Genomic DNA, 14,780 nt, shown 5'->3' on the forward strand with positions numbered 1-14,780 from the left:
GCAGGGCTATCCGCTTCTCGACTGCACTTGAAGCGAACGGGCCTTTAGCTCAGTCGATAGAGCGCAGCACCATGCGGCGGCAGCACCGCGCTTACCCGCTCCGCCTGTTGCCCCAGCGTCTTGCCCGCCCACAGGTCGCGCACCGCAACCGGCCCGCTAATCCCCAGATCGCGCAGCCTGATCCCGACCTCCCGCGCCTTGTCGCCGGTGTTGAACAGCGCGACATAGAGATCCTCGCCGCCCTGCGCGACTGCGGACCAGACGCGCACGCCATCCTCCACGAAATGCGGGCAATTGCCCTCGCTCGCCTGGTTGACCGTCAGCACCTCGCGATTGGTCAGCAGCGCCAGCGTCGCGCTGTCCAGATGCCGCAAATCGCCGCCCATGATGAGCGGCGACCGCGCGATCGCCCATAGCGTCATCAACGTCTTCTGCTCGTCGGGCGTGAAGCGCGTATCCCGCTCCCCCAGCGCCAGCCGTCCCAGCGGCAACATGTCGGCGTCCGGCCATGATCCCGGCCCGCGCCAGGGTGTCCAATTCTCCAGCCGGGTGAACTGCGCCTCCAGCATCGCCCAATCGTCCCAGAAATCGTCGGAGATACGCCACATCTGCGCATATTTGCGGACATGATCGCCCCGGATCACCGGCGTCTCGCCCGGCGACAGGCTCAGCATGATCGGCCGCCCCGTCGCCATAATCGCCTTGTGCGCCGCCTCGATCTCCGGCGCATGGGCGTCATAGGGGCGGCTCATATCGTCCATTTTGACGAAATCCACGCCCCAATCGGCATAGAGGCGGAAGATGCTGTCATAATAGGCCTGCGCGCCCGGCCGCGTCATGTCGACGCCATACATATCCGGGTTCCAAGAGCAGATGCTCGACAGATCGGCGACGTCGTTTGCGCGATATTGCGTCCCCAGGATCGGCAGGTTCGCCTCCACCGCCGCGCGCGGGATACCGCGCATCACATGGATACCGAACTTCAGGCCAAGCGCATGCACCACCTTGGCCAGCGGCGCAAAGCCCTTGCCCCCGGCGCTCGACGGAAACCGATTGGGTGCCGGGATCATCCGGCCATAAGCATCCATGGCCGGCTTGGGCCTGGCATTATAGGTGTAGCTCGACGCTTCCGGCTCATACCATTGGATATCGACGGTGAAGATGTCGTAGCCGAACGGCAGCAGCTTTTCCGCCATGATGGCGGCCGTCTCGCGCGCCTGGGCTTCAGTGATGGTCGTGGCGAAGCTGTTCCAGCTATTCCATCCCATCGGCGGCCGCGGCGCAAGCACGGGCTTGCCCGGCTCGGCCGCACCCACTGCCCGCGCGACGCTTACCGCCGCCATCCCCGCCATGCCGGCCGCGAACAGATCGCGACGGCTCGTTTCCAATGTCATCCTCTTCATTTGTCGGAGTTAATAGAAAGGCCGCGGCAAGATCAAGCCGCAACTAGATCCTTATCCCCGCCAGCCATTCGCCGATCATCGCGCGACCCGCCGCCACCGCAATCGGGCCGTGCAAGCCATGATCCTCCCGCAGCGCGATCCCGCATTGCTGCGCCACGTCCAGATCGGCCCAGAAATGGGTCAGCCAATCCTCGAACCGCGGGTCTTCGCCCATCTCGGCATGAAATTGCAACGCCAGCAGGTTTGACCCGCGCCGGAACGCTTGATGCGCATATTTGGACGTCGATGCCAACAACTCGACATCGTCGGGCAGGTCGAACGTGTCGCTATGCCAATGCAACACCGGCACATCCACCAGATGCCGCAGCGGCGACGCCGCGCCCGCGCCGTTCACGCTGACCGGTGCGAAGCCCAGTTCCATATGGCCACCGGGATAGACCGGCGCGCCCAGCGCCGCCGCGATCATCTGACTACCCAGGCACACGCCCAGCGTCGGCCGATCGGCCGCCAGCCGCGCGGCCAGCTTGTCGATCTGCATCGGTATCCACGGATGGACGTCCGTTTCATACACCCCCATCGGCCCACCCATCATGATCAGCAGGTCGGGATCGCACAGGTTCACGCCCGCGAAATCGGGGCTGGCGACATCGATCCGGTCGATATGATAGCCGGCCGCCTCGATCGGCTGCAAATAGCCTGCGGCGCCTTCGCGCGGCACATGTCGGACGATCAATGCTCTCTTCATGATCCCCTGTGCTAACCAGCGCGGACGCGCGACGCCAGCCCAGCCTTTCTTGGGCAGGGAAAATTGCGGCTATCGACTTGGCCGCGCGCCACAGCCATGATTTAACCCACGCCATGATCCTGACCCGCCTCGCCCGCCCGCTCCTCCTCGCCAGCCTGCTCGCCGGGTCCGCCCTCCCGGCCCAGACGCATACGCCCGCGCCCTCCCCGGTAGACGCCGTCGATCCCTTTATCGGCACGTCAGGCGAAGGCCACACCTTCCCCGGCGCGGTTGCGCCCTTCGGCATGGTCCAACTGTCCCCCGACACCCATGTCGGCCCAGCCCGGCAAACTTACAATTGGGCGGCGGGTTATCGCCATGAAGACCCGACCATCCTGGGCTTCTCCCACACGCATTTCTCCGGTGCGGGGCATAGCGACCTGGGAGATTTCCTAGTGATGCCCGTGAGCGGCGACACGGTGCCGCTAGAGGCAGGCACAGCCGACACGCCCGGCTATCGCTCGCGCAAGGCGGACGAGGTCGCATCGCCCGGCTATTATGCCGTCACCCTGACCGATCCGGGCGTGCGTGCGGAAATGACAGCCGGCACCCGCATCGGCGTCCACCGCTATGCCTTCCGGGCCGACAAGGCGGCGCATCTGGTCCTCGACCTCCGCTCCGTCATCTACGACTATCCCGGCAAGATTCTCTGGTCCTCGATCCGCATCCGGCCCGATGGCACAATTACCGGATCGCGCGAGATACGCGGCTGGGCGACGCCCCGCCGCCTCTTCTTCGCCATCCGCTTTTCGGCGCCGCTGACCGGCCACCAGTTCGTCACCACAGAGAAGGATGTCCTCTACAAGGGCTTCAAAGGGCCGGGCCGTGGTCCTGAAACGCTCGTTTCCCTGTCGGGCCGGGCGATCGTCGCCCAACTCGATTTCAGCAGGATCGCCAAACCATTGGAGGTGAAGGTCGCGCTGTCGGGCGTGGACGAGGATGGCGCGATCGCCAACCTTTCCAGCGAACCGGGCGATTTCGACGCCATCCGAGCCAAGACCCGCGCCGCCTGGGCCGACGCATTGGGCGCGGTGCAGATCGCCGCTCCCGCCCCGATGCGCATCAATATCTATACCGCCCTCTACCACAGCCTGATGGCGCCCAGCATCTGGGGCGACGCCGACGGCCGCTGGCGCGGGCCGGACGACCAGGTGCATGGCCCGTCGGGGTTCACCATGCACTCCACCTTCTCGCTATGGGACACGTTCCGCGCCGAACATCCGCTGCTGACCCTGATCCAGCCCGACGCGAAAAATGCCGATTTCGTCAACAGCCTGATCGCCGGCCAGAAGACCAACCCCTTCGGCATCCTGCCCGTGTGGCAATTTGCGGGCAAGGAAACCTGGACGATGATCGGCTATCATGCCGTGCCGGTGATCGCCGACGCCTGCCTCAAAGGCATCAAGGGCATCGACTGCGCCGCCGCGCTCAAGGCGATGGTCGCCAGCGCCGACTATGCCCCCTATGGGGGGCTCAGCGACTATATGAAGCTGGGCTATGTGCCGATCGACCGGGAGCCGGAAGCGGCATCCAAGACGGTCGAATATGCCTATGACGACTGGACCATCGCCCGGCTGGCGCGGCAATTGGGCGACGCGGCGACCGCGCAGCGGTTTGAGAAGCGCGCGGCAAACTGGCGCAACAGCTTCGACGCGAAGACCGGCTTCCTGCGCGCGCGCAAGGCAGACGGCACGTTCCGCACCCCGTTCGATCCGACCGCGATCAACTATGGCAGCGACTATACGGAAGGGAATGCCTGGCAATATAGCTGGTTCATGCCGCACGACCAGGGCGGCCTGTTCCGCCTGCTGGGCGGCGACGCCAAGGCGGTCGCCAAACTCGACGCCATGTTCGACTATGACAACAGCAAGATCGACTATAGCCATGCCGAGGATATATCCGGCCTGATCGGCCAATATATCCATGGCAACGAACCCAGCCACCATGTCGCCTATCTCTACAGCTATGCGGGGCAACCCTGGCGCACGCAGGAACGGCTGAAGCAGATCGTCGAGAGCCAGTATAAACCAACGCCCAATGGCCTCGCGGGTAACGACGATCTGGGCCAGATGTCCGCCTGGCTGGTGTTCACCGCGCTGGGCTTCTATCCGGTGGCACCGGGCAGCGGCGAATACGCAATCGGCCGCCCCTTCGTAGAGCGGGCGGAGATGCGCGTGGGCGACAAGCGCTTCATAATGGTGGCCGACGGCCTGTCGGACGCCAACCGCTATGTCGGCACTGTGACGCTGAACGGCCAGCCGCTCGACCGCAGCGTCATCACCGACGCGGAAATCCGCGCCGGTGGCGAGCTACGCTTCACCATGCAGCCGACCCCGAACAAGATATGGGCGACCGGCGTGAAGGCGCGGCCCTATTCGATGACGGGTTATGGCAAACGCTAACGCGCGCGCCGGTCAGTTGCCCCTATAGGTGCTATAGCCATAGGGGCTGAGAACGATCGGCACATGGACATGGCGAGTCGGATCGGCGACGCGAAAGACGATGGTGATTTCTGGGAAAAACGCCGAATGCGTGGGCTTGCTCATGTCCGACATGTCGAAGCTTAGCCGGTAAAGCCCTTCTTCCGCTTGGAGATTGTCACCGAAGGCGCGGACCCGGCCATTGTCGTCGGTCATCGCGCTCGCCAGCATCTTCCAGGTGCCATCGGCCTGCCGGCGCGACAGCGTAACCGGCAGACCGGCACCGCCTTCGCCGCGGACAAGGTCGAGAACATGGGTGGATATGGTTTCGGCGCAGGCAACAGCCGGCGTCAGTGTCAACAGGCCCGCCATGGCCAGAGCGACAATTTTCAGCATCACATCATCCTCAATATTGGAGGACGGACCGTTACAACCGGGCTTCGACTTGGGCAAATGCCCGTACGGGAAACGTCCCCATCCCAACCACCTTGGGCGGCACCGCGGTAAAGGTGAAGCCGTCCTCCGGCAGGGCGCCCATATTGGTCATATGTTCGCAGATCAGCACGCCTGCGCCCAGTAGTTCGGCATGGACCGGGCGACCGGTGCCGGGCCGCGTATCGTCGATATTATGGCTGTCGATCCCGACCAATTTCGCGCCGCGCTCGACCAGGAGCCGCGCCGCCGCCTGCGTCAAAAACGGATGCTCCTCGAAATAGGCCGGCGTGCGCCAGTGGCGGTCCCAACCGGTGTGGACCAGCACAGCGCGCCCCGCGACGTCCACCCCGTCCAGATCGGCCGCATCGGTCGCCAGCCCCACGGCATCGAACGGCCGCCGCACGACGATGGCGGGCAGGCTCGCGAGCCTCTCCAGCGCCAGCATCGACAGGTCGTCGCCCTCCTCGAACCGATGGAAGGGCGCGTCGAGATAGGTGCCGGTGTTCGACACCATGTCGATCCGCCCCATCTGGAAGGCGCTGCCATCGGCATAGTTGGCGCGCGACTGGTCGCGGGTCCAATAGTCACAGATATGCGGCACGGCGACGCCCTTATAGGTCTGCATCCCATGTTCGATTGCATGGCTAAGGTCGATGAAGCGGGTCATGATGGGGAATTCTCCGGCGTGCTATGCGCCATAGGGTGACGAAGCCGACGACGCTCCAGATGATGTTCAGCACCATCGATGGAAAGGCATCACGCCACCATGTATTGACGACGAACAGCGTCGCGCCGACCGCGTTGAGCCATTGGAAGGTCGCCGACCCGCCCGACATCCGCCCTGTCGACACCCCGACATAGGCCGCCAGCACCAGCAGCGCGCCGGTCCAGCCGATGATTTCGACGAAGAGAGACATGGCGACTCCAGGCTTTGGTGCTCCTGCGAAAGCAGGCGCCTTAGGGCGACAGATCACATCCAGCGACACTGGACTCCTGCTTAGGCAGGCACACGCCCGCCAGCGGTATCAAGAATGAGGGCTCCATCCTCGCGGAAGGAACCCTCAGCTCTTAGGTCAAATCCTGCCGCTATCAAGCGGCCAGCTTGCGCAGCACATATTGCAGGATACCGCCGTTCAGGAAATATTCCAGCTCGTTGATCGTATCGATCCGGCACAGCGCGGTGAAGGTGAAGGTCGATCCGTCGGCGCGCTTGACGATCACGTCCACATCCTGACGCGGCTTCAAACCCGCGACATTCTGGATCGTGAATGTCTCGTCGCCGGTGAAGCCATGCGTGTCCTTGCTCTCGCCATCCTTGAACTGTAGCGGCAGCACGCCCATGCCGACCAGGTTGGAGCGGTGGATACGCTCGAAGCTTTCCACGATGACCGACCGGACGCCGAGCAGGTTGGTGCCCTTGGCCGCCCAGTCGCGCGACGACCCCGTGCCATATTCCTTGCCGCCGATGACGACCAGCGGCGTGCCGTCGGCCTTGTGCTTCATCGCCGCGTCATAGATCGGCATCACCTCGCCAGAATAGCGGGTCATGCCGCCTTCCACCCCGTCCAGCATCAAATTCTTGATGCGGATATTGGCGAAGGTGCCGCGCATCATCACTTCATGATGGCCGCGACGCGAACCATAGCTGTTATAATTGGCCTGCGCGACCTGATGCTCGCTCAGCCATTGGCCCGCGGGCGAGGACGCCTTGATCGACCCCGCCGGCGAAATATGGTCGGTGGTGATCGAATCGCCGAAGATCGCCAGCGGCTTGGCTTCGATGATGTCGGTGACCGGCGCGGGCGTCATGCTCAGCCCCTCGAAATAGGGCGGATTGGCGACATAGGTGGACCCCGCGCGCCAGCTATAGGTAGCCGATCCCGTCACGTCGATCGCCTGCCAGTGCGCGTCGCCCTTATAGACATTGGCGTAGCGCGCCTGGAACATTGCCCGGTCCATGCAGCCGGCCATGGTCGTGGCGACTTCGTCATTGGTCGGCCAGATGTCTTTCAGATAGACGTCGTTACCCGCGGTGCTGACGCCGATCGGGGTAGTGATGAAATCCTCGATCACCGTGCCCTTGAGCGCATAGGCGACGACCAGCGGCGGGCTGGCCAGGAAATTGGCGCGCACGTCTGGCGACACGCGGCCCTCAAAGTTGCGGTTGCCGGAAATGACGGCGGCGGCGACCAGGCCATTGTCGTTGATCGCCGCGCTGATAGCGGGCGCCAGCGGGCCGGAGTTGCCGATGCAGGTGGTGCAGCCATAGCCGACCAGGTTGAAGCCGATGGCGTCCAGATGTTCCTGAAGCCCCGCCTTGTTGAAATAGTCGGTGACGACCTGGCTGCCCGGTGCCAGCGACGTCTTGACCCACGGCTTGGGCTTGAGGCCTAGTTCGTTCGCCTTCTTGGCGACCAGGCCGGCCGCGATCATGACGCTGGGGTTCGACGTATTGGTGCAGCTGGTGATCGCGGCGATGGTGACGTCGCCGTCGCCAATGTCGAAATCCTCGCCGGCTACGGGCACACGCTGCTGCGCCTTCTTGTAGGTATTGACCAGATCGGCGTTGAACACATCATCGACGTCGGGCAGCGATACGCGATCCTGCGGGCGCTTGGGACCGGCCAGGCTGGGGACGACGGTGGCCAGGTCCAGTTCCAACGTGTCGGTAAAGACCGGCTCGATGGCGGGGTCGATCCAGAAGCCCTGCTCCTTGGCATAGGCTTCGACCAGCGCGATATTGTCGTCGGTGCGGCCGGTCAGGCGCATATAGTCCAACGTCTTGTCGTCAATGCCGAAAAAGCCGCAGGTTGCGCCATATTCGGGCGCCATATTGGCCAGCGTCGCGCGATCGGCGAGCGACAGGCTGGCAAGGCCGGGACCGAAATATTCGACGAAGCGGCCGACAACGCCGCGCGCACGCAGCATCTGGGTTGCCGTGAGCACCAGGTCGGTCGCGGTCACACCTTCCTTCAACTCACCAGTGAATTTGAATCCCACGACTTCGGGGATCAGCATGGAGACAGGCTGGCCCAGCATCGCCGCTTCCGCCTCGATTCCACCAACGCCCCAGCCCAGCACGCCCAGGCCGTTGACCATCGTGGTATGGCTGTCGGTGCCGACGCAGGTGTCGGGATAGGCGATGGTGACGCCGTCAGCATCGACCGACGACCACACGGCCTGCGCGATATTCTCCAGATTGACCTGATGGCAGATGCCGGTGCCTGGCGGCACGGCGTAGAAATTGGCCAGGGATTTGCTGCCCCATTTCAGGAAGTCGTAGCGCTCCATATTGCGCTGATATTCGATTTCCACATTCTGCTCGAACGCCTTGGGCGTGCCGAACTCATCGACCATGACCGAATGGTCGATGACGAGGTGGACCGGCACCTGCGGATTGATCTTGCCGGCGTCGGCGCCCAGCGCATTCATCGCGTCGCGCATCGCGGCCAGATCGACCACGCAGGGGACGCCGGTGAAATCCTGCAACAGCACGCGCGCGGGGCGATACTGGATCTCGCGCTGCGCCTTGCCCCGGTCCTGCTGCCAGTCGACGATCGCCTGAATGTCTTCCACCGTGACGGTGACGCCATCTTCGAAGCGGAGCAGATTTTCCAGCAGCACCTTCATCGAAAAAGGCAAATGCGACACGTCGCCCAGCTTCGCCGCGGCCTTCTTCAACGAATAATAGGCAATGTCCTTGCCCTCGACATTCAGCATGTCGCGCGTGCCGAGGGTGTCCTGTCCGATGGCGGTCATAAGATGTGCGTCTCCTCGCATGGCCCCGGCCAGAGGATGGCGCTTTTCCACCAGAAGCTCGCCGAACGGCGATTCAGAAACCGGCCGGCAAGGTGGCAGGGATGCGCCCCAACCCTTGGTCGAAGCCGGTATGTCCCGATGCTGCGGTGCCATAACATCTGAAGGGTTCAAGTCAAATGGCGACGCAGCTTGAGCCCCCTATGTAGGGATATGTTTCGCACATTGAAGCGTTGCAGGGGCAGAAAGGGGAAACGCCCATGGAAATCTGTTTTGCACCCATCGAAAACGGGATAATTGCTATCAATCCGCAATATTATCAGGGACAAGCAACGCATTGCCCCGATTGCGGCGGCAACCAGTGGATCGTGGGTCGGATGGTGGCGGAATGCGCCCGATGCGAAACCCCGCTGCCACTTGCCGCATCGCAACATCGCAGGTGGATTGACCGCGTTTCCTGACACGGCTCCAGGCAGACGATACCGACCGTTCGTTTCGAGCGCAGTCGAGAAACGCGGACGTTGTGCTATCCGCTTCTCGACTCCGCTCCAAGCGAACGGATCACAGTAAATTTGCAGGCCCGTAGGACCGTCATAAACGGCAATGCCGCCGCCACATTCCCCCCACAGGGAGAGCGTAGCGGCGGCATCTTTTTTAGAAAAGGCGCGGCAAGCCCGGGGGTCAGTGGGCCACAGGCGGCGCGAACTTGGTCAGGTCGATGCCCACAACCGCGCTCTTATACTCGTCCATGTTCGGCGTGCGGCCCAATATGGTCGACAGCACCACGACCGGGGTCGACGCCAACAGCGATTCACCCTTCTTCTCGGCCGTATCCTCCACGACACGGCCCTGGAACAAGCGGGTCGAAGTGGCCATGACGGTGTCGCCCTTGGCGGCTTTTTCCTGATTGCCCATGCACAGGTTGCAGCCCGGACGTTCCAGATACAGCATATTCTCGTAACTGGTGCGGGCCGCGCCCTTGGGCGCTACGTCGTCAAACTCGAACCCGGCATATTTCCTGAGTACGTCCCAGTCGCCTTCGGCCTTCAGCTCATCGACGATATTATAGGTCGGCGGTGCGACGACCAGGGGCGCCTTGAACTCGACCTTGCCCTGCGTGGCTTCGACATTTTTGAGCATCTGCGCCAGGATCTTCATGTCGCCCTTATGGACCATGCACGATCCGATGAAGCCCAGATCGACCTTCTTGGTGCCGCCATAATAGGAAACCGGGCGAATGGTGTCGTGGGTGTAGCGCTTGGACACGTCGGCATTGTTAACGTCTGGATCGGCGATCATCGGTTCGTCGATCAGGTCCAGGTCGACCACGACTTCGGCGAAATATTGCGCATTGGGATCAGGCACCAGCGCGGGCTTTACGCCCGAACGAATTTCGCCGATGCGCGCATCCGCCTTGCCGATCAGGCCCTTGAGCGTGCCGGCGGCGTTCTCCATGCCCTTGTCGATCATGATCTGAATACGCGACTTGGCGATTTCCAGCGACTGGATCAGCGTCTCATTCTCCGAAATGCAGATCGACGCCTTGGCCTTCATCTCGGCCGTCCAGTCGGTGAAGGTGAAGGCCTGGTCGGCCAGCAACGTCCCGATATGCACTTCGATGATCCGGCCCTGGAACACATTTTCGCCGCCGAACTGGGCCAGCATCTGTGCCTGGGTCGCGTGGACGACGTCGCGGAAGTCCATATAGGGTAGCATCTTGCCCTTGAAGGTGACCTTCACCGACTGCGGGATCGGCATGGTCGCCTCGCCGGTCGCCAGCGCCAGTGCGACCGTGCCGGAGTCCGCGCCGAAGGCAACGCCCTTCGACATGCGCGTGTGGCTGTCGCCGCCGATGATGATCGCCCAATCGTCCACGGTGATGTCGTTCAGCACCTTATGGATCACGTCCGTCATCGCATGATAGCGGCCCTTGGGGTCGCGCGCGGTGATGAGGCCGAAATTGTTCATGAAGGACATGAGCTTGGGGATGTTGGCCTGCGCCTTCTTATCCCACACCGACGCCGTATGACAGCCCGATTGATAGGCGCCATCGACCAGCGGCGAAATGACGGTGGCCGCCATCGCTTCCAGTTCCTGCGCGGTCATCAGGCCCGTGGTGTCCTGCGACCCCACGATGTTCACCGTGACGCGCACGTCGGACCCTGCGTGCAACACCTTGCCCGGCGCGACGCCGACGGCATTGCGGTTGAAGATCTTCTCCACCGCGGTCAGGCCCTGGCCCTCGACGGTGATTTCCTTGTTCGGCGCGAACACCAGCGGCGCTTCCACGCCCAGCGTTTCGGCGGCAAAGGTCTGAAGCTTCTTGCCGAACACGATAGCGTAGCTGCTGCCCGCCTTCATGAATTCCATCTTCTGCGGCGTGAAGGCGGCGGCGACGTCGACCAGTTCGTTGCCGGCCTCGTCGGTCAGCTTCTTGTTCTTGACGTCGATCTTCAGCACCGTGCCGGTTTCGACCGAGAATTTCTCCTCCAGTACCGGATTACCGTCATTGTTCAGGATGGCCTTGCCATCCGGGCCGGTCATCTTCACCCAGTTTTTCAGGTTGATGCCGATGCCGCCGGTCACGTCCACGGTGGTCGCGAAGATCGGCGAGATCCCGTTGGTGCCGCCAACAACGGGCGCATAGTTGACGAAGGGGACATAGGGGCTGGACTGTTTGCCGGTCCACAACGCCACATTGTTGACGCCCGACATGCGCGAGCTACCCACGCCCATCGTGCCCTTTTCGGCAACCAGCATCACGCGCTTGTCGGGATGCTGCGCCTTGAGCGCCACGATTTCCTGCTGCGCTTGCGGCGTCATCATGCACAGGCCATGCAGTTCGCGGTCGGAACGCGAATGCGCCTGGTTGCCCGGCGACAGCAGGTCGGTCGATATATCGCCCTCGCCCGCGATGAAGGTCACGACCTTGATCTCGTCCTCGACATCGGGAAGCTTGGTGAAGAACTCCGCCTTGGCGTAGCTTTCCAGCACGCCCGTCGCCACCGCGTTGCCCGCCGCATGGGCATCGCGCAGGCGGAACATGTCGGCGTCGTAGAGGAAGAATTGGGTCTTGAGGACGTCGCCCGCCTGGGTCGCGAGTGTTGCGTCATCGCCCAGCGCGATGTCCAGCAGCACGGCGATCGAGGGACCACCCTTCATATGGCTAAGCAGTTCGAACGCGAAGGCCACCGGGATTTCAGGGACGATCGCCTCACCCTGGATGATCTGCTTGAGGAACGCCGCCTTGACGACCGCTGCGCTCGTGGTGCCCGGCAGCGTGTTGTAGATGAAGAATTTCAGCGCGTCGGCGCGATGTTCGCTGCCCGCATCCCGGATCAGGGTGATGATCTCGGCGACCAGTGCACCATCGTCGATCGGCTTGGGCGCGAGTCCCTGAGTCTGTCGGCTGTCGATTTCGGCCAGATAATCCAGGTAAATGCTCATCTCGTTCCCAACGTCATAAAGTGTACGGACTCGACGCGCAGCGCCACTTGCCGATCTTTATGCCCGGTCTGGGAGCTGACGCGGTTCCGGTACGGCAAGAGACGCCGATTGGCAAGTCGCGGCGGCGCAGCAAATTGACGCTGCCATCTACACCAATCGGCCAGAAACTGCGGCTTTTGCTAATACTCTGAGTAAAGAATGGACTTAAGTAGGACGGCTATCCCCTGGCCTTCTCCGCCGCGATCCAACTGTCCATCTGGCTGTCCAGCACGGTGAGCGGCACCGCCCCTTGCGCCAGCACCGCGTCATGGAATCGCCGCAGATCGAATTTCGACCCCAACGCCGCCTCCGCCTTTGCCCGCAACGCCCGAATCCTGATCTCGCCCAGCTTGTAGCCCAGCGCCTGGCCCGGCCAACTGATATAGCGGTTTACCTCAGCATCGATATTCGCGTCGCTCAGCGCGCTGTTGGTCTTCATGAAGGCGACCGCCCTGCCCTTGTCCCATCCCTTGGCATGGATGCCGGTGTCCACCACCAGGCGGCAGGCGCGCCACATCTCATAGGACAAGCGCCCCATCATTTTTTCGGGCGTGTCGTACAGCCCCATCTCCTCGCCCAGATATTCGGTATAGAGCGCCCAGCCCTCCACATAGGCGGTGAAGCCCGCCAGATATTTGCGGAACGGCGGCAGCGGCAATTCCTGTTGCAGGGCAATCTGATTATGGTGGCCCGGCACCGCTTCATGCGCGGTCAGCGCGGGCAGCTCCCAATAGGGCCGCTGGTCCAGCTTGGACGTGTTTACGAAATAGGTGCCCGATATCCCGCTCTCCGGCGCGCCGGGCATATAATAGGCCGTCGTCGTCCCCTCAGCCTCGGCCGCTGGAATCGCTTTCAATCCATAAGGCAATCGCGGCAGCGTGCCGAAATAGCGCGGCAGCAGGCCGTCGATCGCCTTGGCCTGCCGCGCCGCAACGCGCAGCAATTCCTCTGGCGTCTTGGCATAATAGGACGGATCGGTACGCAGATGCGCGATATAGGCCGCGCGGCTGGGATAGCCGGCCTTGGCCGATATGGCGTCCATCCGCTTGCCGATGCGGGCGACCTCCTCCAGCCCGATGGTATGAATCTGATCGGGCGTCAGGTCGGTAGTGGTATGCGCCTTGACCCGGCTGGCATACCAGGCCGCCCCGCCAGGCAGAGACGATGCGCTGTCGCTCTTGCGGCAATGGGGCAGATAGTCCGCCACGAACAGATCATGCCATTTGCGATATTCCGGCGTCAGCACGTCACGGATCAGAATCACAGCCTTCGCCTGCATCGCGCGCCAGTCGCCCTCGCTGATATCACGCGGTCTGGCGCGCGTGAACGGTTCGTAGAAGCGCGTCTCCTCCGGCTTGCCCGCAACGATGCCGCTGATCGTTCCCGCATAATTTTGCAGCACGGAACAGGGCTGGACATAACCGCCCTTGATCGCCTGCCGCGTGATGGCCAACGCATCGCCATTCTGCTGGGGGTAAAGCGCCAACCGCTTGAGGTAACTGTCATAATCAGCGCGATTATAGAAGGGCAACCCGTCGGCCATGCCCGAAAAGCCCTGATGCCAGCCATAATAGGTGGTAAACAGCATCAGCCGTTCCGCCGGATGCGCGTCGCCATCAATATCGTCGCGCAGCATCCACAACAAAACGTCGCGATTGACCCGGTCCGCGGGGTCCAGCGCATCGGCGGACAGCGCCTGCAAGCGGGCGACGAATCCTCGCTCCACCTTGATCTGCGCATCCCGCGCGCCGAGCGAGATATCATAGATACGGTCGTCATAATCGCGCACGCCGCGCGCGGTCGCGTCGACCGGATGGGTGGACAGATACCAGGCCCAATGGTCATCCATGACCTTGGCGAGTTCATCATGGGGCGTTTGCGCCTGCGCCAATATGGGCGCGGCAACGGAGAGCATCAGGGATAGAATCTTACGCATGGACGCAATGGTTCGCGCGTCCGGACATATTTGGCAAGGGGGGAGCGCCAGCGTTCAGGCCGCAGCCACGCCCTCCGCCTCGACAATACCGTCCCCGGCATAGAAGCCCTGCACGCGCACCCGCTTTTCGACATGATCGACGGGTACGCGCAACAGGACGAGGCGGTAGCTGCCGCCCAGATCGCGCTGGAGCAGGAAGCCGGCTTCGTCGCGCAGCAACCTGCCGGTTTCATTCACGCCAGCGCCAATCTCGGTCATCGCGTCAGTCTATCGCGTCCTTGATACCCTTGCCAGCCAATAGTCCAAGCACGAGAAACAGGACGAACACCGCGATCGCGATGAAGAACAGGATCTTGGCGATGCCGACGAACGTGCCGGCCGCGCCGCCGAAGCCGAGCAGCGCCAACACGGCCGCAATGACGAGGGAGATGAGGGCGAGCTTGAGCATGGGAAGTCCTTTCGTTTCGTGTCCGGTCTATGCCAGCATCAACAGACGGCGACGGCGCTTGTTCCGCCAGCTCGCAACTATGGATAACGCAGGATTAAGGTTCATTCTCAGA

The 14,780-nt window shown here is 62.7% G+C and carries 11 protein-coding genes; 1 reads left to right on the forward strand and 10 read right to left on the reverse strand.

What is annotated here, in order from left to right; all coding sequences use genetic code 11:
• Positions 1-44 precede the first annotated feature (44 nt).
• Positions 45-1,394 carry a glycoside hydrolase family 27 protein gene (locus HHL08_RS07615; protein ID WP_169572292.1) on the reverse strand — a complete coding sequence of 450 codons (1,350 nt, stop codon included), beginning with the start codon at positions 1,392-1,394 and terminating at the stop codon, positions 45-47.
• 52 nt (positions 1,395-1,446) lie between these two features.
• The gene (locus HHL08_RS07620) at positions 1,447-2,148 is read right to left on the reverse strand and encodes a glutamine amidotransferase (protein WP_169572033.1); all 702 of its coding nucleotides are present in this window, start codon (positions 2,146-2,148) and stop codon (positions 1,447-1,449) included.
• A gap of 113 nt (positions 2,149-2,261) precedes the next feature.
• Between HHL08_RS07620 and HHL08_RS07625 the strand changes: the two genes are divergently transcribed.
• Positions 2,262-4,589 carry a GH92 family glycosyl hydrolase gene (locus HHL08_RS07625; RefSeq protein WP_169572035.1) on the forward strand — a complete coding sequence of 776 codons (2,328 nt, stop codon included), beginning with the start codon at positions 2,262-2,264 and terminating at the stop codon, positions 4,587-4,589.
• Between the two features lie 12 nt (positions 4,590-4,601).
• Here the strand turns inward: HHL08_RS07625 and uraH are convergent, their stop codons facing one another.
• The 8 genes from uraH to HHL08_RS07665 all read right to left on the reverse strand — a co-directional run bounded on the left by uraH (position 4,602) and on the right by HHL08_RS07665 (position 14,668).
• Entirely contained in the window at positions 4,602-5,003 is a 402-nt protein-coding gene (gene uraH, locus HHL08_RS07630) for a hydroxyisourate hydrolase (RefSeq protein ID WP_169572037.1), read from the reverse strand.
• A gap of 31 nt (positions 5,004-5,034) precedes the next feature.
• A complete protein-coding gene (locus HHL08_RS07635; RefSeq protein WP_169572039.1) occupies positions 5,035-5,709 on the reverse strand; it encodes a cyclase family protein in 675 nt (224 codons plus the stop codon).
• Positions 5,687-5,959, reverse strand: a complete 273-nt coding sequence (locus tag HHL08_RS07640) for a CBU_0592 family membrane protein (RefSeq protein ID WP_169572041.1) — start codon at positions 5,957-5,959, stop codon at positions 5,687-5,689. The genes HHL08_RS07635 and HHL08_RS07640 overlap by 23 nt, the downstream gene beginning before the upstream one ends.
• Positions 5,960-6,131: 172 nt before the next feature.
• Complete coding sequence (gene acnA / locus HHL08_RS07645) at positions 6,132-8,801, reverse strand: aconitate hydratase AcnA (protein WP_169572043.1); 2,670 nt, start codon at positions 8,799-8,801, stop codon at positions 6,132-6,134.
• Between the two features lie 678 nt (positions 8,802-9,479).
• The gene (locus HHL08_RS07650; RefSeq protein ID WP_169572045.1) at positions 9,480-12,245 is read right to left on the reverse strand and encodes a bifunctional aconitate hydratase 2/2-methylisocitrate dehydratase; all 2,766 of its coding nucleotides are present in this window, start codon (positions 12,243-12,245) and stop codon (positions 9,480-9,482) included.
• 217 nt (positions 12,246-12,462) lie between these two features.
• Positions 12,463-14,220, reverse strand: a complete 1,758-nt coding sequence (locus tag HHL08_RS07655) for a DUF885 domain-containing protein (RefSeq protein WP_169572047.1) — start codon at positions 14,218-14,220, stop codon at positions 12,463-12,465.
• A gap of 54 nt (positions 14,221-14,274) precedes the next feature.
• Entirely contained in the window at positions 14,275-14,478 is a 204-nt protein-coding gene (locus HHL08_RS07660; RefSeq protein ID WP_169572048.1) for a DUF5818 domain-containing protein, read from the reverse strand.
• A gap of 4 nt (positions 14,479-14,482) precedes the next feature.
• A complete protein-coding gene (locus tag HHL08_RS07665) occupies positions 14,483-14,668 on the reverse strand; it encodes a DUF1328 domain-containing protein (RefSeq protein ID WP_169572051.1) in 186 nt (61 codons plus the stop codon).
• Positions 14,669-14,780 lie beyond the last annotated feature (112 nt).

This window comes from Sphingobium psychrophilum, from assembly GCF_012927105.1.
Taxonomy (GTDB): domain Bacteria; phylum Pseudomonadota; class Alphaproteobacteria; order Sphingomonadales; family Sphingomonadaceae; genus Sphingobium; species Sphingobium psychrophilum.

Coding starts and splice junctions, on each gene's coding strand:
- HHL08_RS07660 (WP_169572048.1), bottom strand. CDS start 14,478: ATGACCGAGATTGGCGCTGGCGTGAATGAAACCGGCAGGTTGCTGCGC.
- HHL08_RS07615 (WP_169572292.1), bottom strand. CDS start 1,394: ATGACATTGGAAACGAGCCGTCGCGATCTGTTCGCGGCCGGCATGGCG.
- HHL08_RS07640 (WP_169572041.1), bottom strand. CDS start 5,959: ATGTCTCTCTTCGTCGAAATCATCGGCTGGACCGGCGCGCTGCTGGTG.
- HHL08_RS07625 (WP_169572035.1), top strand. CDS start 2,262: ATGATCCTGACCCGCCTCGCCCGCCCGCTCCTCCTCGCCAGCCTGCTC.
- uraH (WP_169572037.1), bottom strand. CDS start 5,003: ATGCTGAAAATTGTCGCTCTGGCCATGGCGGGCCTGTTGACACTGACG.
- HHL08_RS07635 (WP_169572039.1), bottom strand. CDS start 5,709: ATGACCCGCTTCATCGACCTTAGCCATGCAATCGAACATGGGATGCAG.
- acnA (WP_169572043.1), bottom strand. CDS start 8,801: ATGACCGCCATCGGACAGGACACCCTCGGCACGCGCGACATGCTGAAT.
- HHL08_RS07665 (WP_169572051.1), bottom strand. CDS start 14,668: ATGCTCAAGCTCGCCCTCATCTCCCTCGTCATTGCGGCCGTGTTGGCG.
- HHL08_RS07655 (WP_169572047.1), bottom strand. CDS start 14,220: ATGCGTAAGATTCTATCCCTGATGCTCTCCGTTGCCGCGCCCATATTG.
- HHL08_RS07620 (WP_169572033.1), bottom strand. CDS start 2,148: ATGAAGAGAGCATTGATCGTCCGACATGTGCCGCGCGAAGGCGCCGCA.
- HHL08_RS07650 (WP_169572045.1), bottom strand. CDS start 12,245: ATGAGCATTTACCTGGATTATCTGGCCGAAATCGACAGCCGACAGACT.